Annotated in this window: 27 protein-coding genes; 16 read left to right on the forward strand and 11 right to left on the reverse strand. The window is 60.9% G+C overall.

The features are described 5' to 3' along the window. Positions 1-100 precede the first annotated feature (100 nt). Positions 101-748, forward strand: a complete 648-nt coding sequence (locus ACF6ZU_RS02945; RefSeq protein WP_392890433.1) for a YceH family protein — start codon at positions 101-103, stop codon at positions 746-748. A 168-nt stretch (positions 749-916) separates the two neighbouring features. Here the strand turns inward: ACF6ZU_RS02945 and ACF6ZU_RS02950 are convergent, their stop codons facing one another. Further along, the gene (locus ACF6ZU_RS02950; protein ID WP_392890434.1) at positions 917-1,735 is read right to left on the reverse strand and encodes a shikimate 5-dehydrogenase; all 819 of its coding nucleotides are present in this window, start codon (positions 1,733-1,735) and stop codon (positions 917-919) included. Positions 1,736-1,981: 246 nt separating this feature from the next. Between ACF6ZU_RS02950 and ACF6ZU_RS02955 the strand changes: the two genes are divergently transcribed. From ACF6ZU_RS02955 to ACF6ZU_RS02965, 3 genes are all read left to right on the forward strand, one after another. After that, entirely contained in the window at positions 1,982-2,350 is a 369-nt protein-coding gene (locus tag ACF6ZU_RS02955) for a hypothetical protein (RefSeq protein ID WP_392890436.1), read from the forward strand. A 237-nt stretch (positions 2,351-2,587) separates the two neighbouring features. After that, positions 2,588-2,782, forward strand: a complete 195-nt coding sequence (locus tag ACF6ZU_RS02960; protein ID WP_392890437.1) for a hypothetical protein — start codon at positions 2,588-2,590, stop codon at positions 2,780-2,782. Between the two features lie 112 nt (positions 2,783-2,894). Beyond that, a complete protein-coding gene (locus ACF6ZU_RS02965; RefSeq protein ID WP_392890438.1) occupies positions 2,895-3,077 on the forward strand; it encodes a hypothetical protein in 183 nt (60 codons plus the stop codon). On the opposite strand, the gene ACF6ZU_RS02970 is transcribed toward ACF6ZU_RS02965, so the two are convergent. Further along, positions 3,074-4,135, reverse strand: a complete 1,062-nt coding sequence (locus tag ACF6ZU_RS02970) for an AI-2E family transporter (protein ID WP_392890439.1) — start codon at positions 4,133-4,135, stop codon at positions 3,074-3,076. The two genes, ACF6ZU_RS02965 and ACF6ZU_RS02970, sit on opposite strands and share 4 nt — an antisense overlap. Before the next feature lie 162 nt (positions 4,136-4,297). Here ACF6ZU_RS02970 and yegQ point away from each other — a divergent pair, with 162 nt between their 5' ends. After that, the gene (gene yegQ / locus ACF6ZU_RS02975; RefSeq protein ID WP_392890440.1) at positions 4,298-5,623 is read left to right on the forward strand and encodes a tRNA 5-hydroxyuridine modification protein YegQ; all 1,326 of its coding nucleotides are present in this window, start codon (positions 4,298-4,300) and stop codon (positions 5,621-5,623) included. 124 nt (positions 5,624-5,747) lie between these two features. Here the strand turns inward: yegQ and ACF6ZU_RS02980 are convergent, their stop codons facing one another. Continuing rightward, the gene (locus ACF6ZU_RS02980; RefSeq protein ID WP_392890441.1) at positions 5,748-6,611 is read right to left on the reverse strand and encodes a LysR substrate-binding domain-containing protein; all 864 of its coding nucleotides are present in this window, start codon (positions 6,609-6,611) and stop codon (positions 5,748-5,750) included. A 96-nt stretch (positions 6,612-6,707) separates the two neighbouring features. Between ACF6ZU_RS02980 and ACF6ZU_RS02985 the strand changes: the two genes are divergently transcribed. Continuing rightward, positions 6,708-7,616: a DMT family transporter gene (locus ACF6ZU_RS02985; protein WP_392890442.1), complete on the forward strand. Its 909-nt coding sequence runs from the start codon at positions 6,708-6,710 to the stop codon at positions 7,614-7,616. Between the two features lie 164 nt (positions 7,617-7,780). Here ACF6ZU_RS02985 and ACF6ZU_RS02990 read toward each other — a convergent pair whose 3' ends face one another. Next, positions 7,781-7,942 carry a hypothetical protein gene (locus tag ACF6ZU_RS02990; RefSeq protein WP_392894017.1) on the reverse strand — a complete coding sequence of 54 codons (162 nt, stop codon included), beginning with the start codon at positions 7,940-7,942 and terminating at the stop codon, positions 7,781-7,783. A gap of 89 nt (positions 7,943-8,031) precedes the next feature. After that, positions 8,032-8,748 carry a FadR/GntR family transcriptional regulator gene (locus ACF6ZU_RS02995; protein WP_392890443.1) on the reverse strand — a complete coding sequence of 239 codons (717 nt, stop codon included), beginning with the start codon at positions 8,746-8,748 and terminating at the stop codon, positions 8,032-8,034. Positions 8,749-9,030: 282 nt separating this feature from the next. Here ACF6ZU_RS02995 and ACF6ZU_RS03000 point away from each other — a divergent pair, with 282 nt between their 5' ends. Together ACF6ZU_RS03000 and gudD are read left to right on the forward strand one after the other, a co-directional pair. Further along, positions 9,031-10,377, forward strand: coding sequence for an MFS transporter (locus tag ACF6ZU_RS03000; RefSeq protein WP_392890444.1), 1,347 nt, complete (start codon positions 9,031-9,033; stop codon positions 10,375-10,377). Positions 10,378-10,401: 24 nt separating this feature from the next. Beyond that, a complete protein-coding gene (gudD, locus tag ACF6ZU_RS03005; RefSeq protein ID WP_392890445.1) occupies positions 10,402-11,745 on the forward strand; it encodes a glucarate dehydratase in 1,344 nt (447 codons plus the stop codon). Positions 11,746-11,873: 128 nt separating this feature from the next. Here the strand turns inward: gudD and ACF6ZU_RS03010 are convergent, their stop codons facing one another. Next, a complete protein-coding gene (locus ACF6ZU_RS03010; RefSeq protein WP_392890446.1) occupies positions 11,874-12,755 on the reverse strand; it encodes a LysR family transcriptional regulator in 882 nt (293 codons plus the stop codon). Positions 12,756-12,915: 160 nt separating this feature from the next. Here ACF6ZU_RS03010 and ampC point away from each other — a divergent pair, with 160 nt between their 5' ends. Further along, the gene (gene ampC / locus ACF6ZU_RS03015) at positions 12,916-14,082 is read left to right on the forward strand and encodes a class C beta-lactamase (RefSeq protein ID WP_392890447.1); all 1,167 of its coding nucleotides are present in this window, start codon (positions 12,916-12,918) and stop codon (positions 14,080-14,082) included. An 83-nt stretch (positions 14,083-14,165) separates the two neighbouring features. Here ampC and ACF6ZU_RS03020 read toward each other — a convergent pair whose 3' ends face one another. The 3 genes from ACF6ZU_RS03020 to ACF6ZU_RS03030 form a co-directional block, all read right to left on the reverse strand. Continuing rightward, complete coding sequence (locus ACF6ZU_RS03020; RefSeq protein WP_392890448.1) at positions 14,166-14,726, reverse strand: DUF4174 domain-containing protein; 561 nt, start codon at positions 14,724-14,726, stop codon at positions 14,166-14,168. A 141-nt stretch (positions 14,727-14,867) separates the two neighbouring features. Continuing rightward, on the reverse strand, positions 14,868-15,653 hold the full coding sequence (locus ACF6ZU_RS03025) for a sulfite exporter TauE/SafE family protein (RefSeq protein WP_392890449.1): 786 nt from the start codon (positions 15,651-15,653) through the stop codon (positions 14,868-14,870). A gap of 196 nt (positions 15,654-15,849) precedes the next feature. Beyond that, positions 15,850-16,599, reverse strand: a complete 750-nt coding sequence (locus ACF6ZU_RS03030) for a hypothetical protein (RefSeq protein ID WP_392890450.1) — start codon at positions 16,597-16,599, stop codon at positions 15,850-15,852. Positions 16,600-16,832: 233 nt separating this feature from the next. Between ACF6ZU_RS03030 and ACF6ZU_RS03035 the strand changes: the two genes are divergently transcribed. The 3 genes from ACF6ZU_RS03035 to ACF6ZU_RS03045 all read left to right on the forward strand — a co-directional run bounded on the left by ACF6ZU_RS03035 (position 16,833) and on the right by ACF6ZU_RS03045 (position 20,810). Beyond that, on the forward strand, positions 16,833-17,981 hold the full coding sequence (locus ACF6ZU_RS03035) for an aldose epimerase family protein (protein ID WP_392890451.1): 1,149 nt from the start codon (positions 16,833-16,835) through the stop codon (positions 17,979-17,981). Between the two features lie 1,507 nt (positions 17,982-19,488). After that, on the forward strand, positions 19,489-20,310 hold the full coding sequence (locus ACF6ZU_RS03040; protein WP_392890452.1) for an aldo/keto reductase: 822 nt from the start codon (positions 19,489-19,491) through the stop codon (positions 20,308-20,310). Between the two features lie 29 nt (positions 20,311-20,339). Further along, the gene (locus tag ACF6ZU_RS03045) at positions 20,340-20,810 is read left to right on the forward strand and encodes a DUF1810 domain-containing protein (protein WP_392890453.1); all 471 of its coding nucleotides are present in this window, start codon (positions 20,340-20,342) and stop codon (positions 20,808-20,810) included. On the opposite strand, the gene ACF6ZU_RS03050 is transcribed toward ACF6ZU_RS03045, so the two are convergent. After that, positions 20,775-23,135 (reverse strand): DNA polymerase II, encoded by a 2,361-nt coding sequence (locus ACF6ZU_RS03050; protein WP_392890454.1) that lies wholly within the window; start codon positions 23,133-23,135, stop codon positions 20,775-20,777. The two genes, ACF6ZU_RS03045 and ACF6ZU_RS03050, sit on opposite strands and share 36 nt — an antisense overlap. Before the next feature lie 334 nt (positions 23,136-23,469). Here ACF6ZU_RS03050 and ACF6ZU_RS03055 point away from each other — a divergent pair, with 334 nt between their 5' ends. Continuing rightward, entirely contained in the window at positions 23,470-23,910 is a 441-nt protein-coding gene (locus tag ACF6ZU_RS03055) for a CBS domain-containing protein (protein ID WP_162441009.1), read from the forward strand. Between the two features lie 131 nt (positions 23,911-24,041). Here the strand turns inward: ACF6ZU_RS03055 and ACF6ZU_RS03060 are convergent, their stop codons facing one another. Then, a complete protein-coding gene (locus ACF6ZU_RS03060) occupies positions 24,042-24,665 on the reverse strand; it encodes a glutathione S-transferase (protein WP_392890455.1) in 624 nt (207 codons plus the stop codon). Between the two features lie 156 nt (positions 24,666-24,821). Between ACF6ZU_RS03060 and ACF6ZU_RS03065 the strand changes: the two genes are divergently transcribed. The 3 genes from ACF6ZU_RS03065 to ACF6ZU_RS03075 all read left to right on the forward strand — a co-directional run bounded on the left by ACF6ZU_RS03065 (position 24,822) and on the right by ACF6ZU_RS03075 (position 26,759). Beyond that, positions 24,822-25,343 carry a DUF3455 domain-containing protein gene (locus ACF6ZU_RS03065; RefSeq protein WP_392890456.1) on the forward strand — a complete coding sequence of 174 codons (522 nt, stop codon included), beginning with the start codon at positions 24,822-24,824 and terminating at the stop codon, positions 25,341-25,343. 172 nt (positions 25,344-25,515) lie between these two features. Beyond that, positions 25,516-26,043: a sigma-70 family RNA polymerase sigma factor gene (locus tag ACF6ZU_RS03070; RefSeq protein WP_392890457.1), complete on the forward strand. Its 528-nt coding sequence runs from the start codon at positions 25,516-25,518 to the stop codon at positions 26,041-26,043. Beyond that, a complete protein-coding gene (locus tag ACF6ZU_RS03075; RefSeq protein ID WP_392890458.1) occupies positions 26,040-26,759 on the forward strand; it encodes an anti-sigma factor domain-containing protein in 720 nt (239 codons plus the stop codon). The genes ACF6ZU_RS03070 and ACF6ZU_RS03075 overlap by 4 nt, the downstream gene beginning before the upstream one ends. The last annotated feature ends 111 nt before the right edge of the window (positions 26,760-26,870 follow it).

Consider the following 26,870-nt stretch of genomic DNA (forward strand, 5'->3'; position numbering starts at 1 on the left):
TGCCGCAGCGGCGCGACGAATTCAGTTGCCATTGGCGCACGCCCATCTAAAGTGCATGCCAGCTGGAGAAGAATATGAACCGGGGTAAGGACGCAGCATCATGAGCATTGAGCAAGAAACCACCGTCGACGAGCCACGCCTCAACAGCACGGAAATCCGCATTCTGGGTTCGTTGATCGAGAAACAGGCCACCAGCCCGGAAACCTATCCGCTGACCCTCAACGCCCTGGTGATTGCCTGCAACCAGAAAACCAGCCGCGAACCGGTGATGAACCTGACCCAGGGCCAGGTCGGCCAGAGCCTGCGCGCCCTCGAAGGCCGCGGGTTCACCAAGCTGGTGATGGGCAGCCGCGCCGACCGCTGGGAGCACAAGGTCGACAAGGCGCTGGAACTGGTGCCGGCGCAGGTGATTCTGACGGGGCTGCTGTTCCTGCGCGGACCGCAGACGATCAATGAACTGCTGACCCGCAGCGGCCGCATGCATGAATTCGAAGATGCCGAACAGGTGGTGCATCAGCTTGAGCGACTGATTGCTCGCGGGCTGGCGCTGCTGATTCCGCGTCAGGCCGGGCAACGCGAAGATCGCTACATGCATGCGCTGGGCGATCCGGCGGATATCGAAGCGATTCTCGCGGCGCGGCAGAATCCGGTGGAGCGTGGTGGTGGAAGTGGTGTGTCGGTGGAGCGCATCGAAGAACTCGAAGCGCGGATTGCAGCGCTGGAAGAGCGCCTGGCACGCCTCGAATAACCAGGCTTGCCCGCGAAGGCGATTCAATGGCCAACATAATCGTCGATCTGGAAATAGCTTTCGCGAGCAGGCTCGCTCCTACAAAGGACTCGTGTGCCCTCCCGATCTACTGTAGGAGCGAGCCTGCTCGCGAAGAGGCCGGATCAGTCACCCAATTACCTGAAATGCTCAGCTCCGGGCAAACTCCACCGCTTTCTGAAACTGCTCCTGCGTCGGCCGCACGCCGGTGTACAGCACAAACTGCTCCAACGCCTGGATCGCAATCACTTCTAGCCCGGTGATCACCCGCTTGCCTTCAGCACGACCGCGCACGATCAGCGGTGTTTCCGAGGGAATAGCCACCACATCAAAGACCGTCTCTGCCGCTGCGATAACCTCGGCATCGAAAGCCAATTGATCAGCCTCAGCCCCGCCGGTCATGCCGATCGGAGTCACGTTGATCAGCATCTGCGGGCGCCGCGCGCCCAGTTCAGCTTGCCACTCATAACCCAGCGATTCAGCCAGGGCCCGCCCAGCACGCTCGTTGCGGGCAACGATCAAACCGTTTTTGTAACCGCCATCGCGCAGGGCGCTGGCCACGGCCTTGGCCATGCCACCGCTGCCACGTAAGGCAAAGGTCGACTCCTTGGGTACCTGATGGGTTTCCAGCAGTTGAGCGATGGCGATGTAATCGGTGTTGTAGGCCTTGAGGTGGCCGTCAGTGTTGACGATGGTATTGATCGACTGAATGGCGGCGGCGGAGGCGTCCAGTTCATCGACCAGGGCGATGCAAGCTTCCTTGAATGGCATCGACACGCCACAACCGCGAATGCCCAAGGCGCGGATGCCGCCGACGGCACCGGTCAGGTCCTGGCTGCGGAATGCCTTGTAGTAGAAATTCAGGCCCAGCTGTTCGTACAGATGATTGTGAAATCGCAGGCCAAAGTTCCCCGGACGCCCCGACAGGGACATGCACAGCTGGGTGTCTTTGTTAGGGTTCATCTGCATGAAATATCTCCTTCGACAGCACTTTCAGATGGACGGGATTAGCCATTCCAGCGCGTTCTGATCGATCATATTGATGTGCCTGCCCGTGGCAGCGCACGACGGTAAGGAAGCCGGTACAGACCTTACACAAAATTTACCCAACGGCTGTGCTGATTTTCCGAAATTCGCTGTCTTAGCTGTATCCCCGCGACAATCCTTGGGTCTATTGCAGACGCAAGCGCCGGGTTGAAGAACCGAGGAATTATCATGATCCGTAAAATCCCCACAGTTGCCTTGCTGATCGGTGCTCTTGCTATCGCAGGGCAGGCAGAAGCGCATGGCGGTGGCGGTTGGCAAGGTCCAGCGGTATTTGGCGCGATCGTTGGTTCAGCCATCGTCGGTTCGGCCATCATCAACAGCAACCGGCCGGTCTACGTCCAGCAACCGGTGTACGCGCAGCCGCAGCCGGTGTACGTGCAACAACCGCCACCGGTTTATTACCAGCCGGCACCGGTCTACGTGCAACAACCGGTCTATTACGCCCCGCCGGCGCCGGTCTACTACGGTCCACCCCGTGGTTATTACGGCCCGCCTCGCGGCTATTACGGCCCTCCCCACGGTTACGGCCGCTGGTAACAGGCTCATCAAGCCCCGCTTATAAAGCGGGGCTTTTTTATGCCCGTTCGTCGGCGAAGGTCTGGATAAATCGCGTCAAGGTCGCTATCGGGACAGTCCCGACGGCCCAAGTGGGCAAGATTGACTCAAAGCACCCTTTCCTCTGTTTTGGTGGAAACGGTCATATTTATGTCATGACAGGTCCGCAAGCTCGGCTCTGTCCGCTCACAACAGGTTGATAACAACAAGGACGACGTCATGCCGACGCAAAACCCGCACCGCGATCTCAGCCTGTGCACTTCCAGCAAGGTGTATAGCGCCCTGACCGAACTCAAGCACCTGGAAGGCCATCGCAGCGCCAAGTTCCTCTCGCTGCTGGCCGAACACCTGGTACGCAAGGGCCTGCTCAACGAGCACGAAGTGGTCCATATGCTGGATCTGGTGGTCGACTGACTGACAGACGGTCGTTTGGGGCTGCTCGCGTCAATGACGACTATTGAAAGCGTTGATTTCTCGTTCAGGCACCGGGTCCGTAAGGTAGCTCCATAGATTGATGGAGGTACTTATGTCCCAGGTTCGAATCATGTCCGTTATCGGCAGCGCTGTTCCCGCCCCCCTTCGAGAGCTGGGATTGCTCGCCTGTTGGTACCTGGTGCAGGACGGTGCACCCATCAGTGGTCCACTCACATCGCTCAATGCCGCGAAGGCACTGTCGGAACGCCTCGACACCGGCCGACTCAGCGCCTAAGGCAGCTGCACCCGCGGTTTGGTTTCGATGAAAATCGCCCAGCTCGACATGAACAGCGCCGCGATCAAAGGCCCGATGACAAAGCCGTTGAGCCCGAAAATCGCCAGGCCGCCCAGGGTCGAAATGAGGATCAGGTAATCCGGCATCTTCGTGTCCTTGCCCACCAGGATCGGGCGCAGCACGTTGTCCACCAGACCGATCACGAATACCCCGAACAACCCCAGCACCACGCCTTGCCAGATCGCCCCGGTGAACAGGAAAAATGCGGCCACCGGCGCCCAGACAATCCCCGCGCCCACCGCTGGCAACAGCGACAGAAACGCCATCAGCACCGCCCAGAGCAACGCACTGGGAATATCGAGAAACCAGAAGATCAAACCGCCCAGCGCGCCTTGCGTAATGGCCACCACCAGGTTGCCTTTCACTGTAGCGCGCACCACGCGATTGAATTTGAGCTGTAAACGACGTTTCTGGTGTTCTTCCAGCGGTACGGCGGCGCGGACTTTGCGCGCCAGGTCTGCACCGTCGCGCAAAAAGAAAAACAGCAAGTACAGCATGATGAAAAAACCCACCACAAAATCAAACGTGCCCTGACCGAAACTGAATACCTGCGTGGCCACGAACTCATTGCCCGTCACTGCGCTCTTGATGATTTTCTCGCGCAGGCCATCCAGCTCGCCGATACCGGCCCGATCGAGCAGATGCTGAAAGTACGGCGGCAGGCTGTGCTTGAAATGCGTGACATACCCGGCGATGTCCAGCTCGCCGCTTTCGATGCTCTTGTAGAGCGTGGCGCCCTCTTGAACCAGCAAAATGCTCAGGATGATCACCGGCAGAATCGCAATGACCAGGCAGATGCTCAGCGTCAGCAGTGAGGTCAGGTTGCGCTGCCAGCCGAACTTCAATTGCAGGCGACGCTGCATCGGTGCGAAGAGAATGCCGAGGATCACCGCCCAGAACACCGCGCCGTAGAACGGCAGCAAAATCCAGATGAATGCAGCGGTCACGAGCCCAAGCAGGATCACCAGCGATTTGTTGTTTACCGTCTCTTCGTTCATGTCCGATCCATGTCAGTCCGCCGGGACGCAGGTCGCGCCCTGATGCTTAGTCCGCCACGGTTCGCACGAGTGCCATCCGTTTGTTGATCAAGCATAGATCCAGATCAATGAAAGCCGCGGGCCAGCCGATTACCCTCGCCGGCTTTTGCGATCGACACGCCCATGCCCCTTGCCACGCCCGAACTGCTTGCCCCCGCCGGCACCCTGAAAAACATGCGTTATGCCTTTGCCTACGGCGCCGATGCGGTGTACGCCGGTCAGCCGCGCTACAGCCTGCGGGTGCGCAACAACGAATTCGATCACGCCAACCTCGCGCTCGGTATTCGCGAGGCGCAATCCCAAGGCAAGCGCTTCTATGTGGTGGTGAACATCGCCCCGCACAACGCCAAGCTGAAAACCTTCCTCAAGGATCTGGAACCGGTAATCGCGATGGCACCGGATGCGCTGATCATGTCCGACCCGGGCCTGATCATGCTGGTGCGCCGGCACTTCCCGCAGATGCCGATACACCTGTCGGTGCAGGCCAACACGGTGAATTGGGCGAGTGTCGAGTTCTGGCAGCAACAAGGCGTGAGCCGGGTCATCCTGTCGCGGGAACTGTCCCTGGAAGAAATCGGCGAAATCCGCCAGCACCTCCCGACCATGGAACTGGAAGTCTTTGTTCACGGTGCGTTGTGCATGGCCTATTCTGGTCGCTGCCTGTTATCGGGCTACATGAACCGGCGCGACGCCAATCAGGGCAGTTGCACCAATGCCTGTCGCTGGAAATATTCCGCGCAGGAAGCCACGGAAAACCAGCTCGGCGAGATCGTGCAGACCTTCCAGCCGGAACCGACCCTGGGGATTGGCGCGCCCACCGATCAGGTGTTCCTGTTGCAGGAAGCCAACCGACCGGACGAACTGATGCCGGCGTTCGAGGACGAGCACGGCACCTACATCATGAACGCCAAGGACCTGCGCGCCGTGCAGCATGTCGAGCGGCTGACGCAGATGGGCGTGCACTCGCTGAAAATCGAAGGCCGGACCAAATCCCACTTCTACTGCGCGCGAACCACACAGGTTTACCGGCGAGCGATTGATGATGCCGTGGCCGGACGCGCGTTTGATCGCAGCTTGATGACGGACCTGGAATCCCTCGCCCAACGTGGCTACACCGAAGGTTTTCTGCGTCGGCATGTGCATGACGAATACCAGAATTACCAGAACGGCAGCTCGGTGTCGGAGCGGCAGCAGTTTGTCGGTGAGTTGACCGGCGAACGGCGTGACCGGCTGGCGGAGGTCAACGTGAAGAACCGTTTTGGCCTGGGCGATCACATGGAACTGATGACGCCCAAGGGCAATTTTCACTTCGACTTGCACCAGTTGCAGAACATCAAGGGTGAGCCCATCGAGGTCGCGCCCGGAGACGGGCACACGGTGTACCTGCCGATTCCGGATGCAGTGGATCTGCGGTTCGGGTTGTTGATGCGGGATGTGAGCGTGGCGTAACTTCCGCACCAACGCGATCCCTTGTAGGAGCCGGCTTGCCGGCGATGAGGCCCTCAAGATTTGCATCGACGTTGCGGACGCCATCGCCGGCAAGCCGGCTCCTACAGGGGATGTTGCGGGGTTGTTAAGCGAACTCCTCGCGCAACATCGCCACAAACGCCTCTCGCGCCGGGTGCACCCCGGCGTTTTCATGCCAGTAAAACAGGTTGTCGACGGCGGTCAGTTCGGGGAATTCATACCCCGCGCAACCGGCGCCCCTGGCGTATTGATCGAACACACCTTTGGGCACCAGCGCAACGCCCGCCCCTGCGCTGACGCAACCGACAATCGCGCCATAACTGGCCAGGCTGACAATCGGCAGCGCCAGCCCCTGGCGCAACAACCAATGTTCCAGCGCCGCACGATAAGGACAACCCTGAGGCCACATGAACACGGTCTTGTCGTGCAAATCGGCGATGTCGCGCACCGGACCCAGGGACGTCGAGGCAATCAGCAGCAGCTCTTCACGGTACATCGGCGTGCGCTTGAGTTGCGAGCGCTCGACATCCACCGCGACGATCGCACCGTCGAGCCGGTGGCTGGCCGTGTCGTCGAGCAACTGGCCCCAGGTGCCGGTGGTCAGCTCCAGCGCCACCGCCGGATAGCGCTTGTGGAACTTGGCGAGCAAACGCGGCAAGCGCCCGGTAGCCGACGATTCAATGGCGCCGATGCGCAGCGGGCCGGACGGCTCGGCGGCAGGGTCGACTGCGCGCTTGGCCTCAGCCGTGAGCGCCAGGATTTTCGAGGCATACGCCAGGAACGTCTGCCCCGACGGACTGATGCGCAACCCCCGGCCCTCTCGCAGAAACAGCGCCACGCCCAACTCGGCTTCCAGCGCCTTGATCCGCGCCGTGACATTCGACGGCACGCAGTGCAGCAACTCGGCCGCGCGGGCAATGCTGCCGACGTCGGCAACGGTCTTGAACATGCGAATCTGAGCCAGCTCCATACATCACCAAAAGTGAACGGTTACCGCAGTATAAGTCAGTTGTGGCGAACAGTCCGGATTCTGATACTCGGGGCATACGACCACAGGTGCCCGACCATGCAAGCGCTTCCGACTGCCGCCTCTCCGCTCAAAATCATTCTGGCCATGGCGTTTGTCGTGGCGTGCTGGGGTTACTCCCCGACCGGCATTCATATCGGTTTGCAGGCGTACGACCCTGGGCATCTGGCCTTGCTGCGGTTTCTGCTGGCGTCGGCGTTCATGGCGCTGGTGGCGCTGGTCAAAGGCATCAGCCTGCCCAGGCTTCGCGACCTGCCGCTGTTGTTCGGCCTCGGTTTTTTTGCCGTGAGCCTGCATCACGTGGCGATCAATTTCGGCCAGCAAGGGGTCAGCGCCGGCGCGTCCAGCGTGCTGGCGCAGACCACGCCGCTGTTCAGCACGCTGCTGGCGCGCTTTGTGTTCAAGGATCAGGTCAGCGCCTGGCGCTGGGGCTGCGTTTTGCTGGGGCTGATCGGCGTGGTGATTGTGGTCGCCGGTGATCGCGGGGTGGGCAGCATCGATGCCCATGGCTTGTTGATCCTGCTGGCGGCGGTGTCCTGGAGTTTTTATTTCGCATTGCAGAAACACCATTCCGGGCGCTACGACGGGCTGACGCTGGTTTGCTACACGGTGTGGTCGGGGACGGCGCTGTTGCTGGTGTACCTTCCGGGGCTGACGGAACAAGTGCTCGGCGCGCCGGCTCATGTGCAATGGGCAGTGGTGGCGCTGAGCGTGTTTCCGAGTGCACTGGCTTATCTGGCCTGGGCGTTTGTGCTGGCTCACGTTGACCTGAGCCGGGCGACGATGACGTTGTATCTGGTGCCGCCGACGGCGATGGTGATGGCGTCGTTTGCGTTGGGTGAGCGGCCGACGGTGATGATCGTGGTGGGGGCGACGGTGGTGCTGGTCAGTGTGTTGGCGCTGAATCTGGAGCGGCGGCCGGTGGTGGCTCGGGTGGTGGGGGTTTGACAGGAAACAGCGGTGATGCGTCGGCCCTCATCGCGAGCAGGCTCGCTCCCACAAGGGATCTACAGCGCTCATGAAGTCAGTGTGGGAGCGAGCCTGCTCGCGATAAGGCCTGACGCGGTCCACCGCCATGCACAAAAAACCCGGCACACCGGCCGGGTTCTTGTTTATCGCCGATCATCGGACAGCGGTGTCGGCTCATCCGCAGGCGGCACCTCTTCTTCCGCGTCCGGGTCCATCCAGTCTTCGGGCCGATCGGGTTCCGTGTCCGCCGGATCCCGCGCGGGGTCCATGCCGGGTGGAGCATCGTGATCCATTGAGCTAGCCATGACGCACCTCACTGATGAGGTCCAGCAAATCTGGGCCGTACTCATTGGAATCAGGCACGCGACCGGGGTGCGGTCGAGTAGACAGGCGGCTAATCGCGGTCCGCGAGAAAGCGGTCGCGACTGTTGGTCAGGTGCAGCCACATGGCCGCCCGCGCCGCATCCGCATCCTGGCGTTTGATCGCGTTGAGAATCGCCTCGTGTTCGAGATTGGCAAGCTGACCCAGCTTGCTCAGATCCGCCGCGCCACGCTCGACGGCGTTGACCCGGGTCCGGGGAATCATCGCGCTGCCCAGGTGCTGCATGATTTCGGTGAAACACACGTTACCCGTGGCTTCGGCAATCAGCAGGTGAAAACGCTTGTCGGCTTCGACGCAGCTGTCGTTGTTGGCGAGCAGGCTTTGATAATCGTCCAGTGCTTCGCGCATCTGCGCCAACTGGTGATCGGTGCGGCGCATCGCCGCCAGGGCGGCGGCCTGGGTTTCGAGGCCCATGCGCAACTCAAGGATGCTGCGCACGCCCAGCGCCGTGTCGACGTTCAGCCGCAGCCCCTGCTCCGGCGCGCGCTCGATCACGAACGTACCGATGCCGTGCCGGGTTTCCACCAGGCCCGAGGCCTGCAACTTCGAGATCGCCTCGCGCACCACGGTGCGACTGACCCCGTGCTCCAGCACGATGCTGTTCTCTGACGGCAACTTGTCACCCGGCAACATCTGGCCCAGCAGGATGCTCTGGGTCAGTTTGGCGACCAGGTCGTGGGCCAGGTTGTGGGTGCGCTTGCGGGCAGGCGCGTCGAGGTCTTCTTGCATGGCGGTCATCCGGGAGTGGAGCTGACGGAATCGTAGCACCACGCCCGGATAGAAGCCTCAACAAACACACGCCAACTTGTATGACAACACTCAACAACTGCCACAAAACCATCTCAAAAAGACCGTTAATCGTGGCGATCACAGAATAACAAATCACAACACAAGAGCCATTTCGTTGGACATTACCGCTTGCGAAAGGAAAAAACGCAGTTGTATGATGTCTAGCAACAACGCAACACTCAGCAACACCCCGCATAAAAATAATCAGTGGGAGAAAACCAAGTGAGTACATCCATCTCCGGGATGCACGACGGCACCGATTCGGTCCTGAAGTCCGCCATCTCAAAAGTGAAACGCCACGTTCTGCCGCTGTTCGTCATCATGTTCATCGTCAACTACATCGACCGCGTGAACATCGGCTTCGTCCGCGCCCACATGGAACATGACCTGGGCATTGGTGCCGCCGCCTACGGCCTCGGTGCCGGTCTGTTCTTCATCGGTTACGCGCTGTTCGAAGTCCCCTCCAACATCCTCCTGCAAAAAGTCGGCGCGCGAATCTGGCTGACCCGCATCATGCTGACCTGGGGCCTGGTGGCCGCCGGCATGGCATTCATCCAGAACGAAACGCACTTCTACATCCTGCGATTCCTGTTGGGCGTGGCCGAAGCCGGGTTCTTTCCGGGGGTGATCTATTACTTCACTCGCTGGCTGCCAGGTGTCGAGCGCGGCAAGGCCATCGCGATCTTCCTCAGCGGTTCGGCCGTCGCTTCGCTGATCTCCGGCCCGCTGTCCGGGCTGCTCCTGCAAATCAACGGGCTCGGCCTGCACGGCTGGCAATGGATGTATTTCATTGAAGGCATGTTCTCGGTGGGCCTGTGTGTTTTCGTCTGGTTCTGGCTGGACTCCAAACCCCACGACGCCAAATGGCTGACCCGCGAAGAGCAGGACGCGCTGGTCCACGCCATCGACGCCGAACAGATTGCTCGCGAAGCCGCAACACCGATCAAGCCGTCCCTGGGCAAGCTGCTCAAGGATCGCCAGATCATCCTGTTCTGCCTGATCTACTTCTTCATCCAGCTGACCATTTACGCCGCAACGTTCTGGCTGCCGAGCATCATCAAGAAGATGGGCGACCTCAGCGATATCCAGGTCGGCTTGTTCAACTCGATTCCGTGGCTGCTGTCGATTGTCGGCATGTACGCCTTCGCGTCGCTATCGGCGAAATGGAAACACCAGCAAGCCTGGGTCGCCGCTGCCCTGCTGATCGCGGCGGCCGGGATGTTCATGTCCACCACCGGCGGGCCGGTCTTCGCCTTCGTGGCGATCTGCTTCGCGGCTCTGGGTTTCAAATCGGCATCGTCGCTGTTCTGGCCGATTCCACAGGCGTACCTGGATGCACGAATCGCTGCCGGCGTGATCGCGCTGATCAACTCGGTGGGCAACCTTGGCGGCTTCGTCGCGCCGACCACCTTCGGCCTGCTGGAAGAACACACCGGTTCAATCCAGGGCGGGCTGTACGGCCTGGCCGCGACCTCGATCATTGCCGCAATCATCGTCTTCGCTGCACGCAACACTCCCAAACCTGCACCTGACCTGGCACCGGGCAAACCAGCGCCCCAGCACGCCTGAACATCGGCCTACAAGGACAAGAAAATGAACGCAAACGACAGCGCAAAAGCCCCGATCATCACCAGCATGCAAGTGGTTCCAGTGGCGGGTCACGATGGCATGCTGCTCAACCTGAGCGGCGCCCACGGTCCGTTTTTCACCCGCAACATCGTGATCCTCAAGGACAACGCCGGCCACACCGGCGTCGGCGAAGTGCCCGGTGGCGAGCGCATTCGCCAGACCCTGGAAGACGCTCGCAGCCTGGTGGTCGGCAGCCCGATCGGCACGTATCAGAAGATCCTCAATCAAGTGCGCCAGACCTTCGCCGACCGTGATGCCGGCGGCCGCGGCCTGCAGACATTCGACCTGCGCATCACCATCCACGCGGTCACCGGCCTCGAAGCCGCGCTGCTGGATTTGCTCGGCCAGCACCTGGACGTGCCGGTCGCCGCCCTGCTCGGCGAAGGCCAGCAGCGTGATGAAGTGAAGATGCTCGGCTATCTGTTTTATGTCGGCGATCGCAACCAGACCGACCTGGCGTATCGCAGCGAGTCGGACGCCGACAACGACTGGTTCCGCGTACGCCATGAGAAAGCCATGAGCGCTGACGCCGTGGTGCGCCTGGCGGAAGCCGCCCACGCCCGTTACGGTTTCAAGGACTTCAAGCTCAAGGGCGGCGTGCTCAGCGGCGATGAAGAAATCGAAGCCGTCACGGCCCTGGCCGAACGCTTTCCCGATGCGCGCATCACCCTCGACCCGAATGGCGCGTGGTCACTGAAGGACGCGATCCGTTTGTGCCGGGACCAGCATCACGTCCTCGCCTACGCCGAAGATCCGTGCGGTGCGGAAAACGGCTACTCGGGCCGCGAGGTGATGGCTGAGTTCCGTCGCGCCACGGGGCTTAAAACCGCGACCAACATGATCGCCACCGACTGGCGGGAAATGGGCCACGCGATCCAGCTGCAATCGGTCGACATTCCGCTGGCCGACCCGCACTTCTGGACCATGCAGGGCTCGGTTCGCGTGGCGCAGATGTGCCACGAATGGGGCCTGACCTGGGGCTCGCATTCCAACAACCACTTCGATATTTCCCTGGCGATGTTCACCCACGTCGCAGCCGCCGCGCCGGGTGACATCACCGCCATCGACACCCACTGGATCTGGCAGGACGGCCAGCGCCTGACCAAGGCCCCACTGCAAATCGTCGACGGTTGCGTGCAGGTACCGAAGAAACCGGGGCTGGGGGTCGAACTGGATCTGGATCAGCTGGCCAAGGCCCATGAACTGTACAAGGGCATGGGGCTGGGCGCGCGGGATGACAGCGTGGCGATGCAGTTTCTGATTCCGGGGTGGAAGTTCGATAACAAGCGGCCTTGCCTGGTGCGCTAACCCCATCACAGCACCGCAATCCCCCCTGTGGGAGCGAGCCTGCTCGCGAAGGCGGCGTGTCAGTCAACTTAAATGTCGGACGTGACGCCCCTTCGCGAGCAGGCTCGCTCCCACAGGGGTTGTGGTATTTAACCGACTAACTGGGCGGCTTGCAAAAGCCATCCCTTGAACGCCGCCATCGCCGAGGTCTCGGGCCGCGACTGCAAACGGGTCAGCCAGTAGCTGCCGGTGGTGATGCCGATGGCGAACGGTTGCTCGATCGCACCTGCCGCCAGTTGCCGGGCGAACATCAGTGGCGGCGCCAATGCCACGCCCACCCCTTGCAGCGCGGCCTCCATCATCGCCAGCGACGAATCGAAGACGATGCTTCGAGGCGGCGCGACATGGGCCGGCAGCCCGGTGGCCTGAAACCATTCCGGCCATTCGTCCGTGCGATAGGAACGCAGCAGCGTTTGCTGCAACAGATCCTCGGGCGTGCGCAGTTGACGCGCGATTTGCGGCACGCACAACACTGACAACGGCGCCTCGATCAGGCGCACTGCTTCAATCCCGTGCCACGCCCCCGCGCCAAACCGAATCGCGAAATCCAGCCCTTCCGCCGCGACGTCGACCCGATTGTTGTTGGTCGACAGCCGTAAATCTATGTGCGGATATTTCGCCTGGAAGTCCGCCAGGCGCGGCAACAACCAGCCCACCGCGAACGTTCCCACGGCGCCCACCGTCAGCACTTCGCGAAAATGCCCGCCCTCGAAACGTCCCAGGGTTTCGGCAATGCGGTCGAAGGACTCGCGCAGCACCGGCAACAGGGTTTCCCCTTCACTGGTCAGCATCAAGCCCCGGGGCAAGCGTTTGAACAGCGTGACGTTGAGCTGGGCTTCCAGGCCCTTGACCTGATGACTCACCGCGGCTTGTGTGACGCACAACTCCACCGCCGCCCGTGTAAAACTCAGGTGTCGCGCGGACGCTTCGAAGGCGCGCAGTGCGTTGAGCGGTAATTGTGGCCGGATCATGTCCAATCCCTAAATTTTCTAATGGCTCATCCGAATTAACGTCGTTTGTCGACGACTGGAAAAGTGAATAGATTTTGCCACGCTCATCGACGGACCTATTTGAAACGGCTCGACGTGCAGCGGGGAAATCGATCAAAACCTCATGGACAGCGACGCTCTCATGCAAAACTCAAGACTCGGCAAGGCCTTATCCTACAGCGCTTTCGGGCTTCTATTCGGCACGGGTTATTGCGCTGCCGCGAGCCCGACCGACCAGCAGATCGAAACGGCCGTCAAAGACGCCGTCACTCCGGTCATGCAGCAACAACACATTCCAGGCATGGCCGTCGCCATCACCCTCAACGGCAAGCCGCATTACTTTAACTACGGCGTGGCGTCGAAGGAAACTGGCACGGCAGTCACCGCGGACACGCTGTTCGAGATTGGCTCAGTGAGCAAAACCTTCACCGCCACCCTGGCCGCCTACGCCCAGGCCAGCGGCAAACTGTCCCTGTCCGACAAGGCCAGTGAGCTCCTGCCCGCCTTGCGCGGCAGCGCGTTCGACCAGATCAGCGTGTTGCAACTCGGCACCTACAGCGCCGGTGGCCTGCCGCTGCAATTTCCGAGCGAGGCGGACAAAGCAGACAAGATGCTCGGCTATTTCAAGCAGTGGAAACCGCTCTACCCCGCCGGCAGCCATCGACAGTATTCGAACCCGAGCCTGGGCCTGTTTGGCTATCTCGCGGCCCGAAGCATGGGCCAGCCGTTTGATCAGCTGATGGAAAAGACCTTGCTGCCAAAACTCGGGTTGCAGCACACCTTCCTCAAGGTGCCGCAGGCCGAAACGGCGCGGTACGCCCAGGGCTACAACAAGGATGACAAACCGGTAAGGGTCGGCCCGGGGGCACTGGATTCCGAAGCCTACGGGGTGAAAACCAGCGCGGCGGATCTGCTGCGCTACGTTGAAGCGAACATGAAACCTTCGGGGCTCGAAGCACCGCTGCAACAGGCCATCGCCACGACGCACACCGGTTACTACAAGGTCGGCGACATGACCCAGGGCCTGGGCTGGGAGTTCTACAACTACCCGGTCAGCCTCGACACCTTGCTGGCGGGCAACTCGTCGCAAATGGCGATGGAGGCTCATGAAGTGAAATGGTTGAACCCGCCGCAGGCTCAACCGGGCAGCGTGCTGTTCAACAAGACCGGTTCGACCGGAGGGTTTGGTGCTTACGTGGCGTATGTGCCGGCGAAGGACATTGGCATTGTGATCCTGGCCAACAAGAACTATCCGAATCCGGAGAGGATCAGGATTGCTCATTCGATATTGAGCGCATTGGCCAAATAGCCGGGCAAGATTCGACCCCGATACAAAAAATGGGCGACCTGTTGAGGTCGCCCATTTTCGTTAGTACATCGCGATTTGAGTGTTCAATCGTCAGGCATTTCCGGTGGTTTGGCGGGCTTCGCCGGTTTCGTCGGCTTGCCCGCTTTCGTACCTTTTGCGTCCTTCGCCGGCTCGGCTTCAGTGACGGGTGCCGCGACGGTCGGTGGCGCGGCTTCTTTCTCGGCCATCGGCATCTGGTCGATGGCACTGAAGATCGCCTTCAGGTCCACCGTGTCTGATTGTTCGAGTTTCTTTTCGCCATCCTTGCCGACCAGGATCACCTTGGTCTTGGCCCCGGCACCCAGCTTGAGCGAGCGGATCAAGGCCGCCGTGTCTTGCGGCCCGAGGTCCTTGCCTTCGCGCTGGCCCATCAGATTGAGCACGGTGTACAGGACCATATTGCGGTCGGTGAACTCTTTGCGATTGGCCGGTTCATCCAGGGATTTTTTCAGGCTGATCCATGCCGGGTCGACCGTGCTTGGCGCAATGACAATCAATGGCCGGGACCTGCCCTTGTCCATGTCCAGCGGTGAGTCGCCATCGGCGGCGAGCAAGGGGCCGGCAATCGCCAGCAAGGTTGCCAGGGTCAAAGACCTGATGAGCATGCGCATCTCCTTTTGATATCCACGCTCTAATGATTGCGCATCGCGGCGATCGTTCCGGGTGACGCACCGCAATTGTGTTTCGCCCTGACCCAAGCTTAGGTCAGGGCGGACATAGCGCAACAGGCTGGCCTCATCTGGAAATCAGAAGGCGAGTTTGTAACCGATCAGCACCAGCATCGTGGCCAGGCAAGGACGCAGCACTTCATCGGAGATGCGGCCTGTCAGGTGGCTGCCCAGGTAAATCCCCGGCAGCGAACCAACCAGCAGGAAACCCAGCACGTGCCAATCCATGTTGCCCATGCTGGCGTGCCCGAGACCGGCGACCAGGGTCAGCGGTACGGCGTGGGCGATTTCCGTGCCGACCAAACGGCGGGTCGGCAGCAGCGGATAGAGGATGAACAACGCCACGGTGCCCAAGGCGCCGGCGCCGATGGACGTAAGGGCGACCATGGTGCCGAGGACCAGACCGGTGATCACGGTCAGCCCGTTCAAGCGTTTGCCGCTCGGGTTGTAGGTGCCGCCTGCGCGCTTGTGGGCGAAATCGAGCAAGCGTTTCTTGAAGAAAATCGCCAGCGCGGTGGCAAACAGCACAAAGCCCAGCGCCTGTTTGATCACAGCATTCATGGCGTCGGGGGACGTTTGCAGGCTGCTGAGGAACCACAACGTCAGCGCCACCGCCGGCACGCTGCCGAGGGTCAGCCAGCCGGTGATGGCCCAGTCGATGTTCTTGTTCTTGCGATGAACCAGCACGCCACTGGACTTGGTGATCGCCGCGTACAGCAGGTCCGTGCCCACCGCCGTCGCCGGGTTGATGCCGAACCAGAGCAGGATCGGCGTCATCAGCGAGCCGCCGCCCACGCCGGTCATGCCGACGATGAAGCCCACCACCAAACCCGCCACCACCAAACCGAAATTGACCAAATCCATTAACACGCCCGCACAAACGCATGAAAAAACTGGCCCGCAGGATAGCGATTTTTCTTATAACCACTTAGAACGATGCGGTCTATCGTTATACCGAAGAGCACTTGTAGGAGCCGGCTTGCCGGCGATGAGGCCCTCAAGATGTGCATCGCCGGTGCGGACGCCATCGCCGGCAAGCCGGCTCCTACAGGTGTGAGATTTATTGGACGGGGAGGAAGTTGAGGAACAGCAGGCTCTGCGCATAGTTCAGGCCGATCCGCCGGTAGCGCTCGTCGAGCATCTGGGTCAGCAGGTCCAGGCGTGCGGTGATTTTGCCGAACTCCACGGCGAAACTCAGGTTGCTGCCCTCCTCCGAGATCTCGTTGGAAAACAGCAGGAGTTCGCCGTTCTTGTCCTGCCGCTGGCTGAGGATCCAGGTGGCTTTCTCGATGTTGCGCGCGGCGTTGTTGACGAAGGTCGGGTTGATCGCATCGGTCATGTAGAACTCCAGCCGGTTGCCATGCGCGGTGACCAGCATGCTGCCGATGGCATAGATGAACGCACCGACCCGGTCGCCGAGAAACTCCGGACTCATGGCGTAACTCAGCGCCGCCAGATCCTTCTTGCCCCCCAGCGTCGGCAGCGGTTGTTGCTGTTCGATGGCCATGCGCACTTGTTTGACCGCCGTGCGCGCGTCGAGGAAACCGGATTTTTTCAGCTCCTGCGGATTACGCAGGTAGAGCTTGCCCATGAGCAGATAGAGGCTGTCGAGGTTATCGCGCATCGCCAGAGTGGCCATGCGGTCGACGCTGGTCTGGAGGAATTCCTGCGGCCGGCCTTCACGAAACTGGCTGACGATGTCCCGGCCTTGCTGCTGGCTGCATCCGCCAGTGAACAGCATCGACAGGACGGCAAGCAGCAGGCAATGGCGGCGGATGTGCACAGCGGTGAGGGGTAAAACTCGGGCCATGGGTGCTTGAACTTGGGCATGGGCCGGCAGAGGGAATCGCCGCTGGCTGCCAAGGATAGAGCCATGGATAACGAAAAAGTGCGGTGCTAACCGTTTACAAATCTGAATGGCCAACACATTAGTCATACTTTATTTTAGCGATTTCGCCAGAACCAGCTATAAATCCTTCCTTATCGAGTTGAACATCGATAACTAGTATGACTACTTATAAAAAACAAAAAGGAAGGTCAACCATGCTTCAATCCCGACACCCTCTTTGCATCCTTGGACTGTCCCTGATGATCGCCACCCTCAGCGCCCAGGCCGCCGGCCTGTCCAGCGAACACAAAACCTTCGGCAAAACCAGTGACGGCACGCCCGTCGAGCAATACGTGCTGCGCAACAGCCATGGCATGCAGGCCACCGTCATTACCTACGGCGCGACACTGCAGGCCCTCGCCGTGCCGGACAAACACGGCAAGTCCGAGGACGTGGTGCTCGGTTTCGATGACGTGCAGGGTTATCAGAGCGGCAAGGCCTACTTTGGCGCAACCATCGGACGCTTCGGCAACCGCTTGGCCAACGGCGCGTTCGAACTCGACGGCAAGCGCTTCCAGGTGCCGCTCAATGACGGCCCGAATTCACTGCACGGCGGGCCGGTGGGTTTTGACAAACGGGTCTGGAAAGCCGAGCCGGTCAAAGGCAAGGACTCGGTGGGCGTGACCCTGACGTACCTGTCGGCGGACGGCGAGATGGGTTTTCCCGGCAACCTGAAGACCGAGGTGACTTACAGCCTCAATGAGCAAAACGAGTTGCGCATCGAGTACAAGGCGTCCACGGATAAACCCACGGTGTTGAACCTGACCAACCACAGCTATTTCAACCTGGCCGGCGCGGGCAATGGCGACGTGTTGCAGCAGGTCGCGACCTTGCATGCCAGCCATTACACACCGGTCAACGGTACGTTAATCCCGACCGGCGAGATTGCACCGGTGGCGGGTACGCCGATGGATTTCACCCAACCGACAGCGATTGGCAAGCACATCAAGGCGGATCATCCGCAGTTGAAATTTGCTGAACCGAAACAGGGTGGCTTCGATTTCAACTGGGTGCTGGATGCCAAGGGGGATCTGGGCAAACTGGCGGCCGATGTCAGCGATCCACAATCCGGGCGGCGTTTGCAGCTGTATACGACTGAGCCGGGTGTGCAGTTTTATACCAGCAATTTTCTCGATGGTTCGGTGAAGGGTAAGGCGGGCAAGACGTATGCGCACTGGAGTGCATTTACGCTGGAGACTCAGCATTATCCGGATGCGCCGAATCAGCCGGGCTTTCCGAGTGCGCGGCTGGATCCGGGGAAGACTTATAGCCAGAGCACGGTGTTTAAGTTTTCGGCTCGTTAGGGGGGCTTTGGGGCTTTGGGTGAATATCCGTTGCTGCGGTAACGGCGGCTAATGATTTCGCCCTTACGGCGAGTCACTTGGAAGAGCGCCAAGTAACCAAGCGCTTTTGCCCCATTCGTTCGGTGCCTCGCCCAGGCTCGGCATTCCCTCGCTCCGGTCCTGCTCCGTGGGCCCGCCGCCATCGGCCATCCATGGCCGGGGGCGGCTAACCCGGCATCCATGCCGGGTTGCCCACTGCGCAGAACCTCCACTCGGCCTCTCGGGGGGCGTGCACCGCAAGATCAAAAGCCAAGGCGAGCTAACGCTAGGCCTGATGAGTGGTGAAAATCAAAAGCGTACGCGATCCCTGTAGGAGCCAGCTTGCTGGCGAAAAACGCCCAGGCACCGCGTTCATCCAGACAGCCCGCGTCATCGTTGACGTCCATCGCCAGCAAGCCGGCTCCTCCAATTTTGACCGCGTGAACCCAATCCCTTGTAGGAGCGAGCCCTGCTCGCGAAAAACGCCCAGACACCGCGTTCCTCCAGACTGCCCGCGTCATCGTTAACGTCCATCGCCAGCAAGCTGGCTCCTACAGTTTTGACCGTGTGAACCCGATCCCTTGTAGGAGCCGGCTTGCTGGCGAAAAACGCCCGGACACCGCGCTCATCCAGACAGCCCGCGCCATCGTTGACGTCCATCGCCAGCAAGCTGGCTCCTACAGTTTTGACCGTGTGAACCCAATCCCTGTAGGAGCCGGCTTGCTGGCGAAAAACGCCCGGACACCGCGCTCATCCAGACCGCCCTGCGCCATCGTTGACGTCCATCGCCAGCAAGCTGGCTCCTACAGTTTTGACCGTACGAACCCGATCCCCTGTAGGAGCGAGCCCTGCTCGCGAAAAGCGCCCAGACACCGCGTTGATTCAGGCATCCCGCGTCATCGTTGACGTCCATCGCCAGCAAGCCGGCTCCTACAGTTTTGACCGTACGAACCCGATTTTCTGTAGGAGCGAGCCCTGCTCGCGAAAAACGCCCGGGCACCGCGTTTATCCAGACAGCCCGCGTCATCGTTAACGTAAATCGTCAGCAAGCCAGCTCCTACACGGGGGGCGGTGTACATATCCGGAATGAGGGAACGCAGACACCAGAGAGCCAGGTCGGCTTTAAGGCCGCCTCGACGGCTGTGGCGGTGGTCGCCCCCTCGAGAGGCCGAGTGGAGGTTCTGCGCAGTGGGCAACCCGGCATGGATGCCGGGTTAGCCGCGCACGGCCAGGGATGGCCGATCGCGGCGGGCCCACGGAGCAGGACCGGAACGAGGGAATGCCGAGCCTTAGCGAGGCACCGAACGAAAGGGGCAAGAGCGCTTGGTTACTTGGCGCTTTTCCAAGTAACTCGCCGTAAGGGCGAAACCAATAGAAGCCGTTACCGAAGCAACGGATATTCACACATACCAGAACCCAACCCAAGGGAACCCATAAGCTATCCTGCTGCCAACCGAAGTATCCCTAAAACAACACAAAGGAGGCATTCATGCGCACCCTCGAACTCGCCGGCGTCCAGGTTCCCATCATCGGACAAGGCACTTGGCGCATGGGCGAAGATCCAACCAAGCAAGCCGACGAGGTCGCCGCGCTGCGCCTGGGCATCGAACTGGGCATGACCCTGATCGACACCGCCGAAATGTACGCCGAGGGTGGCGCCGAAGAAGTGGTCGGCGAAGCAATCGCCGGCCTGCGCGATCAGGTCTTCCTCGTCAGCAAGGTCTACCCGCACAACGCCAGTTGCAAAGGCATCCCCCAGGCTTGCGAGCGCAGCCTGCGCCGATTGAACACCGACTACATCGATTTGTACCTGCTGCACTGGCGCGGCCAGTATCCCCTTGAGGAAACCGTCGAAGCCTTCGAACGCCTGCGCGAAGACGGCAAGATCGGCCGTTGGGGCGTGTCCAATTTCGATGTCAATGACCTACAGGAACTGGCCGCCCCGGCCTGCGCCACCAATCAGGTGCTCTACAACCTGGAAGAACGCGGCATAGAATTTGATTTGTTGCCATGGTGCCAGCAGCATCGGCAGCCATTGATGGCGTACTGCCCTATCGGCCAGGGCGGGCAATTACTGGCCCACCCGACGCTGAACAAAGTCGCCGCCCGTCACGCGGCAACACCGGCGCAGGTAGCGCTGGCATGGATTCTGCGACAGGATGGTGTAATCGCCATCCCCAAAGCGGTCCGGCCTGAACACGTGCACCGGAATGCGCAAGCCGCGCAATTGCAACTTGAAGTCGGGGATCTGGAGGCGCTGGACCAAGCGTTTCGCGCGCCACACAGTAAACAGCGACTGGCCATGGTCTGAGCCATCGCAGTTCTGTCAGAGGGCTTCTCATGAGAAGCACCGATCAGCTCGACGCCTTTAATCTGCAACGCTTCATCCAGGCGCAGGACCCGGTGTTCGAGCGTGTGCAAAACGAACTCGGCGCAGGCCGCAAACGCAGCCACTGGATGTGGTTCATCTTTCCTCAATTCACCGGCCTGGGAGGCAGCGAAATGTCGCAGCATTTCGCGATCCGTTCCGGCGCGGAAGCAGCGGCCTACCTCCATCATGCGGTTCTGGGCCCGAGGCTACGGGCCTGCACGCAATTAGTGCTGGATATTCCGGAGCGCTCCATCATCGAGATTTTCGGCCATCCGGACAATCTGAAATTCCGCTCCTCGATGACCCTCTTCGCCCAGTTCGCGGCGGGTGACAGTCTGTTCCATCAAGCGTTGCTGCGGCACTTCCATGGCATTCCGGACGACTGGACGCTGTCGCTGCTGGACTCAAAACAGACCCAGCTGCCCACCAATCAGGGTTGAGAAGTCGTCGTCCACGAACGGCAGGATCGCATCCGCCACCGGCTGCAGCTGGCGGGTGACGTAATGGTCGTAGTCGATGGGCGCACTGCGGATTTCCAGCGGTTCGGGCCCGGCTACGGTGATGACGTAGCTGATCCAGCCGCCGTTCTGGTATTGCCGCGGGCGGCCCTGCTGGTCGTTGAACTCGTCGGCCATCCGCGCCGCGCGCACATGCGGCGGCACGTTGCGTTCGTAGTCGTCCAGGGTTCGGCGCAGACGCTTGCGGTAGACCAGCCGATCATCGAACTCGCCGGCCAGGGTCTTGTGTACGTAGTCGCGCACGTAATCCTGATAGGGCTGGCGATGGAAGATTCGCGTGTACAGCTCCTGCTGGAATTGCCGGGCCAATAGCGACCAGTCGGTGCGCACGGTTTCCAGTCCCTTGTAGACCATCTCGTCACTGCCATCGGCGCGTGTCACCAGCCCGGCGTAACGTTTCTTGCTGCCCTCCTCGGCCCCGCGGATGGTCGGCATCAGAAATCGTTTGTAGTGGGTTTCGAACTGCAGCTCCAATGCGCTTTCCAGCCCGTATTCCTGTCGCACATGCTCGCGCCACCACTGGTTGACGTGGTCCACCAGGGCGTGGCCAATCTGCGCCGCTTCCTGCTGACCGTGGGCGCGGCGCAGCCAGACGAACGTCGAGTCGGTGTCGCCGTAGATCACCGTGTGGCCTTGGGCTTCGATCAATTGGCGGGTGCGCAGCATGATTTCGTGCCCGCGCAAGGTGATCGACGAGGCCAGGCGCGTGTCGAAGAAGCGGCAACCGCTGGAGCCGAGCACGCCGTAGAAGGCGTTCATGATGATCTTCAACGCCTGGGACAAGGGCGCGTTGTGTTCGCGCTTGGCGGTTTCCCGGCCCTCGGCGACCCGAGCGACAATCGCCGGCAGGCAATGCCGGGTTCTGGAAAACCGCGCGCTGCGAAAACCGGGGACGGAGTCGCTGTCGTCCGGATGCTTCAAGCCTTCGATCAGCCCCACCGGGTCAATGAGGAAGGTGCGGATGATCGACGGATAGAGGCTTTTGTAGTCGAGCACCAGCACCGATTCGTAGAGCCCCGGCTGCGAATCCATGACAAATCCGCCGGGACTGGCCTGCGCCGGTTTGGTCCCGAGGTTGGGCGCGACGAAACCCTGGCGGTGCATCAGCGGCATGTACAGGTGCGTGAACGCCGCCACCGAACCACCGCTGCGATCCGCCGGCAACCCGGTGACGCTGGCCCGTTCCAGGAGGAATTTCAGCAATTCGGTCTTGGCGAAAATCCGCGTGACCAGTTCGCAGTCCTTGAGGTTGTAGGTGGCGAGGGCCGGTTTGTCCTCGGCGAACATGCGGTTGATTTCGTCCATGCGCTGGTACGGCGTGCTGATGGCCTTGCCTTCGCCGAGCAGGGTTTGCGCGACGTTTTCCAGGCTGAAGGAAGGAAAGCTCCAGGTCGCCGAACGCAAGGATTCGATACCGTCGATGATCAAGCGTCCGGCCGCCGCGGCGAAGTAATGGTTGCGGCTGCCATGCTCGCGCCATTGCATTTCTTCGCCGCCGCGCCCCAGTTTCAGCGGCACCGCCAGACGCCGGGCGTGTTCGTGGAGCACGCGCAGATCGAACTGCACGACGTTCCAGCCGATGATCGCGTCGGGGTCGTGGCGGGCGAACCATTCGTTGAGCTTCTTCAGCAGCAGGGTTCGCGAGTCGCAGTATTCGAGCTGAAAATCCACCGCGCTGTCGTCGCCATTCGGTGGGCCGAGCATATAGACCTGGCGTTCGCCACAGCCTTCCAGGGCGATGGAATACAGATCGCCTTGAGCGGTGGTTTCGATGTCCAGGGACACCAGCCTGAGTGCCGGGCGGTAATCGGGATCGGGCTTCATCTGCGCGTCGAGCAGCAGACCATCGGAGCCGGGCGTACCGCCGAAAACGACCGGCGCGGTGATGAAGCGCTCCATCATGTAGCGTTCCGGCGGGCGCACGTCGCCCTCGAACAGCTCGACGCCGGCCTTGCGCAGCGCGGTTTCCAGGCGCATCAACTGACCGTGCTGCTGGCAATACAGACCAAGCACCGGGCGATGCTCGAAATCCTGCAGGGCCAGGGGTTTCAACTCGACGTTTTTTTCGCCGCGCAGCACTTGTTCCGCCTGTTCGCGCTGCTCGGCCGGGATGAACGCCACCGACGGCTGATGAGGCAGGCGGATGCACCGGGGACCGGTATCGGTCGCCAGCCAGAACTCGACTTCCGTACCGCTCGGGGTATCGCGCCAATGCCGGGTCAGGACGAAGCCCCGCTGTAAATCCACCACTGCAACCTCACATCCGATTCAGAGCGCAATTCTACGCGTCATTCCCGCCGATAGCTGTGAACGCCTGATCTGGAATGCGGCCCCTTGTAGGAGCTGGCTTGCCAGCGAGGGACTCCAACCCACCGCGTTTAACCAGTCAGCACGCGTTATCGTTGACGACCATCGCTGGCAAGCCAGCTCCTACAGGTCGGTGGTGGGTTCAAAATGTGAGGTTTATCGAAGAAAAATCGCTGAATGACGTTTTTTGCGCGTTATCTGCCGTTTTCCGCCTTGCCCTCGGCGCTCGGGTCTACGATTCTTCAAGGACAACGACAACACCCGAGAAGCCACCATGAAAACCGTCGCCCAACTGCTCAAGTTGAAAGATCAGAAAAATCAGGAAGTGCACCAGATCAAGCCTGATCACATGGTGCTCGAAGCACTGATGAAGATGGCCGAGAAGAACGTCGGCGCCTTGCTGGTGGTGGAGAACGACGAAGTGCTGGGCATCATCAGTGAACGCGACTACGCGCGCAAACTGGTGCTGCATGGTCGCTCTTCGGTCGGCACGCCGGTGCGCGACATCATGGTGTCGCCGGTGATTACCGTGGACACTCATCAAACCGTCGACACGTGCCTGGGCATCATGTCCGACAAGCGTTTGCGTCACTTGCCGGTGGTGGAGAACGGCAAGCTGATCGGCTTGCTGTCGATCGGCGACCTGGTCAAGGAAGCCATTGCCGAACAGGCTGAACTGATCCGGCAGTTGGAGCAGTACATCCGCGGCGAGTAATGCGAGCCATTGTAGGAGCCGGCTTGCCGGCGATAGCGTCGTATCAGACGATAAAAATGTGTCGACTGACCCATCGCCATCGCCGGCAAGCCGGCTCCTACAGTTGACCGATGGTGTTCAGGCCGGCCAGTTCAGGCGGGCCAATGCCGCGCAAACACCGGCGCCAGCGTCGGATGCCGGTCAATACGCTCAAGCCAGGCAAAAAACCCCGGTCTGGCGCTGCGCAAATGCTCCCGACTCCCCGCCCACCGCGAAATCACCGCCGCCAGCAGGTCCAGCGCCCCCGGCGTCTCGTCCCCCAGGTACAACTCCCCCGAAAACTGATCGGCAAACACCTCCCAACTCCAGTGCAATCGCTGGCGAGCACCGGCCACGAGGTTATCCCTGGAAGTTTTGTCCGCCACCTGCAACCAGCGTTCGGGATAGTCGATGACGCCGATCGCCGCATAACAATTGCTGACGATGTACGCCAGGCCACGGATGGCCTGATCGCGCTCGGCGGCATCGTCCGGCAGCAATTGAGACGTGGGAAACGTCAGCCCGAGGTGAATCAGGATCGCCGCACTCTCGGTGAGAATGCTGCCGTCGGGCAGCTGCAAGGTCGGGATCTGCTTGAGCGGATTGAGTTTCTCAAGGGCCTGGGCCGCCTCCGTGGACGATTCAACGTCGATGAAGCGGTACGGGATTTCGCAGAGTTCCAGGGCGGCTTCGATCGCGGCGGCGCCGGAGTTCCTGTGTCCGTAGAGCTGGTACATAAACACCTCCATTGCGTGTTCTCTTTGTAGCAGCTGACGCTGACTGCGCCTGAAAATTTCTTTTTCAGGCGTGCATCCAAATCGCTTTCCGACGGGTAGTACCAGTAGCAGCTCCTTTTGCTGCATGACGGAATACTCACGAGCGGAGAGATGTTCATGAACGCCAGACAGCTGATTTGCCTTGCCGGTTTGCTTGCCACCGCCCCAGCGGCCCTGGCCCAGACCGCCCTGCCCGACAGCATCAAGGTGCCGGACGGGCACAAGGTCGCCCTGGAAACCACCGGGGTCGGCGAGATTACTTACGAATGCCGCGACAAGGCCAATGCCGCCGGGCAGACCGAATGGTTCTTCGTCGGCCCCAAAGCAGTACTCAATGATCGCAGCGGCAAGCAGGTCGGCACCTATTTCGGACCACCGGCCACCTGGCAAGCGAAGGACGGCTCGAAAGTCACCGGCACCCAACTGGCCGTCGCGCCGTCGAGTCCCGGCAACCTGCCTTATCAACTGGTCAAGGCCAACCCGGCCGAAGGCAAAGGCGCGATGAGCGGCGTCAGTTACATCCAGCGCGTGGCGCTCAAGGGTGGCGTCGCGCCAAGCGCCGAATGCACGGCGGCCAACAAGGGCAAGCAGGAAGTGGTGAAGTACCAGGCGGATTACATTTTCTGGGCGGCCAGCTAACCCACCTGCCCCACGCAATCCCTTGTAGGAGCCAGCTTGCTGGCGATGGCGTCCGTCCAGCCAATGAACGTGTGGACTGACACACCGCTATCGCCAGCAAGCTGGCTCCTACAAGGTTCCTGATTGTTTGCTAGATTGCATTCGGACTGCCCACACATAACGGCTGAGATCTGTGTCATTGCCCGAACCCATTTTCGACTATGAAGCCCGTCTCGCCGCCTGCGGCCGGGGCGAGCGTCAGGCCCTGCGGGATTTGTACGTGCAGGAAAGCCCGCGGCTGCTCGGAGTGGCCAAACGCCTGGTGCGCGACACCGCGCTGGCCGAAGACATCGTCCACGATGCGTTCCTCAAGATCTGGACCGGCGCCGCCGGTTTCGACCCGGCAAGGGGGTCGGCGCGGGGCTGGATGTTCAGTTTGACCCGGCATCTGGCGCTCAATTTCATCCGCGACAACAGCCGCGAGATCCAGGGCGATATCGACGTGCAAAACGACGCTGAAACTTTTGATGCCGACGTGCACTCATCACGCATTCATCGGTGCCTGGAACAGCTTGAACCCTCCAGGCGCACTTGCATCCTGCATGCCTACGTCGACGGTTATTCCCACGCGCAGATTTCACACAAGCTCGGCACCCCGCTGGGCACCGTCAAAGCCTGGATCAAACGGAGCCTGACGGCCTTGCGGGAGTGCATGGGATGACCACTCGCCCTGCGGATGAAAGCCCGGACGAACGCGACGAACTGGCCAGCGAATACGTGCTGGGCACGCTCTCGGCCGAAGAGCGCAGCGAGGTTCAACAACGCCTGCACGACGACGCCGAACTGCGCACGGCGGTCGATACCTGGGAACGGCGCCTGCTGGGCCTGACCGACCTCGCCGAGCCGGAAAACCCGTCGCACCACCTGTGGCAACGCATCGAGCGCAGCGTCAACGCGTTGAGCCGACAACCCATGGCGCCAACGGTCGATCTGTCATCCTGGTGGAACCGCCTGCCGCTGTGGCGCGGTCTCGCCGGTGCGGGGCTGGCGGCGACGTTGCTGCTCGGCGCGTTGCTGCTGACCCAGGCCACGGTCAAACCGACCTATCTGGTGGTGCTGGTCGCGCCGCAGGACAAAGCGCCGGGTTGGGTAATTCAGGCCAGCAACCGCCAGGAGATCCAGCTGATTCCGCTGGGGGTTGCCGAGGTTCCGGCAGACAAAGCGCTGGAGTTCTGGACCAAGGCTGAAGGCTGGCAAGGGCCGGTGTCGCTGGGTCTGGTCAAGCCGGGTCAAACCCTGTCGGTGCCGCTGGACAAACTGCCGCCGCTGGAACCGAACCAACTGTTCGAACTGACCCTGGAAAACCCCAACGGCTCGCCGATCGGCAAGCCGACCGGACCAATTCAGTTCATCGGCCGGGCGGTGAAAGTCATCTGATCGCAACCGCCGATCATCACCACACAGGGGAAGCCATCCGATTCATCACTGCCGTCGATGTTCACCATCACGTCAATGAAGTTCTCTTAAAAATCGTGCGGCGTAACATCA

It is taken from the genome of Pseudomonas migulae (assembly GCF_043225285.1).
Lineage (GTDB): Bacteria > Pseudomonadota > Gammaproteobacteria > Pseudomonadales > Pseudomonadaceae > Aquipseudomonas > Aquipseudomonas migulae_C.

Excerpts from the sequence above, each read along its gene's own strand:
- ACF6ZU_RS02945 (WP_392890433.1), top strand. The coding sequence starts at position 101 with ATGAGCATTGAGCAAGAAACCACCGTCGACGAGCCACGCCTCAACAGC.
- ACF6ZU_RS02950 (WP_392890434.1), bottom strand. The coding sequence starts at position 1,735 with ATGCAGATGAACCCTAACAAAGACACCCAGCTGTGCATGTCCCTGTCG.
- ACF6ZU_RS02955 (WP_392890436.1), top strand. The coding sequence starts at position 1,982 with ATGATCCGTAAAATCCCCACAGTTGCCTTGCTGATCGGTGCTCTTGCT.
- ACF6ZU_RS02960 (WP_392890437.1), top strand. The coding sequence starts at position 2,588 with ATGCCGACGCAAAACCCGCACCGCGATCTCAGCCTGTGCACTTCCAGC.
- ACF6ZU_RS02965 (WP_392890438.1), top strand. The coding sequence starts at position 2,895 with ATGTCCCAGGTTCGAATCATGTCCGTTATCGGCAGCGCTGTTCCCGCC.
- ACF6ZU_RS02970 (WP_392890439.1), bottom strand. The coding sequence starts at position 4,135 with ATGAACGAAGAGACGGTAAACAACAAATCGCTGGTGATCCTGCTTGGG.
- yegQ (WP_392890440.1), top strand. The coding sequence starts at position 4,298 with ATGCCCCTTGCCACGCCCGAACTGCTTGCCCCCGCCGGCACCCTGAAA.
- ACF6ZU_RS02980 (WP_392890441.1), bottom strand. The coding sequence starts at position 6,611 with ATGGAGCTGGCTCAGATTCGCATGTTCAAGACCGTTGCCGACGTCGGC.
- ACF6ZU_RS02985 (WP_392890442.1), top strand. The coding sequence starts at position 6,708 with ATGCAAGCGCTTCCGACTGCCGCCTCTCCGCTCAAAATCATTCTGGCC.
- ACF6ZU_RS02990 (WP_392894017.1), bottom strand. The coding sequence starts at position 7,942 with ATGGCTAGCTCAATGGATCACGATGCTCCACCCGGCATGGACCCCGCG.
- ACF6ZU_RS02995 (WP_392890443.1), bottom strand. The coding sequence starts at position 8,748 with ATGCAAGAAGACCTCGACGCGCCTGCCCGCAAGCGCACCCACAACCTG.
- gudD (WP_392890445.1), top strand. The coding sequence starts at position 10,402 with ATGAACGCAAACGACAGCGCAAAAGCCCCGATCATCACCAGCATGCAA.
- ACF6ZU_RS03010 (WP_392890446.1), bottom strand. The coding sequence starts at position 12,755 with ATGATCCGGCCACAATTACCGCTCAACGCACTGCGCGCCTTCGAAGCG.
- ampC (WP_392890447.1), top strand. The coding sequence starts at position 12,916 with ATGCAAAACTCAAGACTCGGCAAGGCCTTATCCTACAGCGCTTTCGGG.
- ACF6ZU_RS03020 (WP_392890448.1), bottom strand. The coding sequence starts at position 14,726 with ATGCTCATCAGGTCTTTGACCCTGGCAACCTTGCTGGCGATTGCCGGC.
- ACF6ZU_RS03025 (WP_392890449.1), bottom strand. The coding sequence starts at position 15,653 with ATGGATTTGGTCAATTTCGGTTTGGTGGTGGCGGGTTTGGTGGTGGGC.
- ACF6ZU_RS03030 (WP_392890450.1), bottom strand. The coding sequence starts at position 16,599 with ATGGCCCGAGTTTTACCCCTCACCGCTGTGCACATCCGCCGCCATTGC.
- ACF6ZU_RS03035 (WP_392890451.1), top strand. The coding sequence starts at position 16,833 with ATGCTTCAATCCCGACACCCTCTTTGCATCCTTGGACTGTCCCTGATG.
- ACF6ZU_RS03040 (WP_392890452.1), top strand. The coding sequence starts at position 19,489 with ATGCGCACCCTCGAACTCGCCGGCGTCCAGGTTCCCATCATCGGACAA.
- ACF6ZU_RS03045 (WP_392890453.1), top strand. The coding sequence starts at position 20,340 with ATGAGAAGCACCGATCAGCTCGACGCCTTTAATCTGCAACGCTTCATC.
- ACF6ZU_RS03055 (WP_162441009.1), top strand. The coding sequence starts at position 23,470 with ATGAAAACCGTCGCCCAACTGCTCAAGTTGAAAGATCAGAAAAATCAG.
- ACF6ZU_RS03060 (WP_392890455.1), bottom strand. The coding sequence starts at position 24,665 with ATGTACCAGCTCTACGGACACAGGAACTCCGGCGCCGCCGCGATCGAA.
- ACF6ZU_RS03065 (WP_392890456.1), top strand. The coding sequence starts at position 24,822 with ATGAACGCCAGACAGCTGATTTGCCTTGCCGGTTTGCTTGCCACCGCC.
- ACF6ZU_RS03075 (WP_392890458.1), top strand. The coding sequence starts at position 26,040 with ATGACCACTCGCCCTGCGGATGAAAGCCCGGACGAACGCGACGAACTG.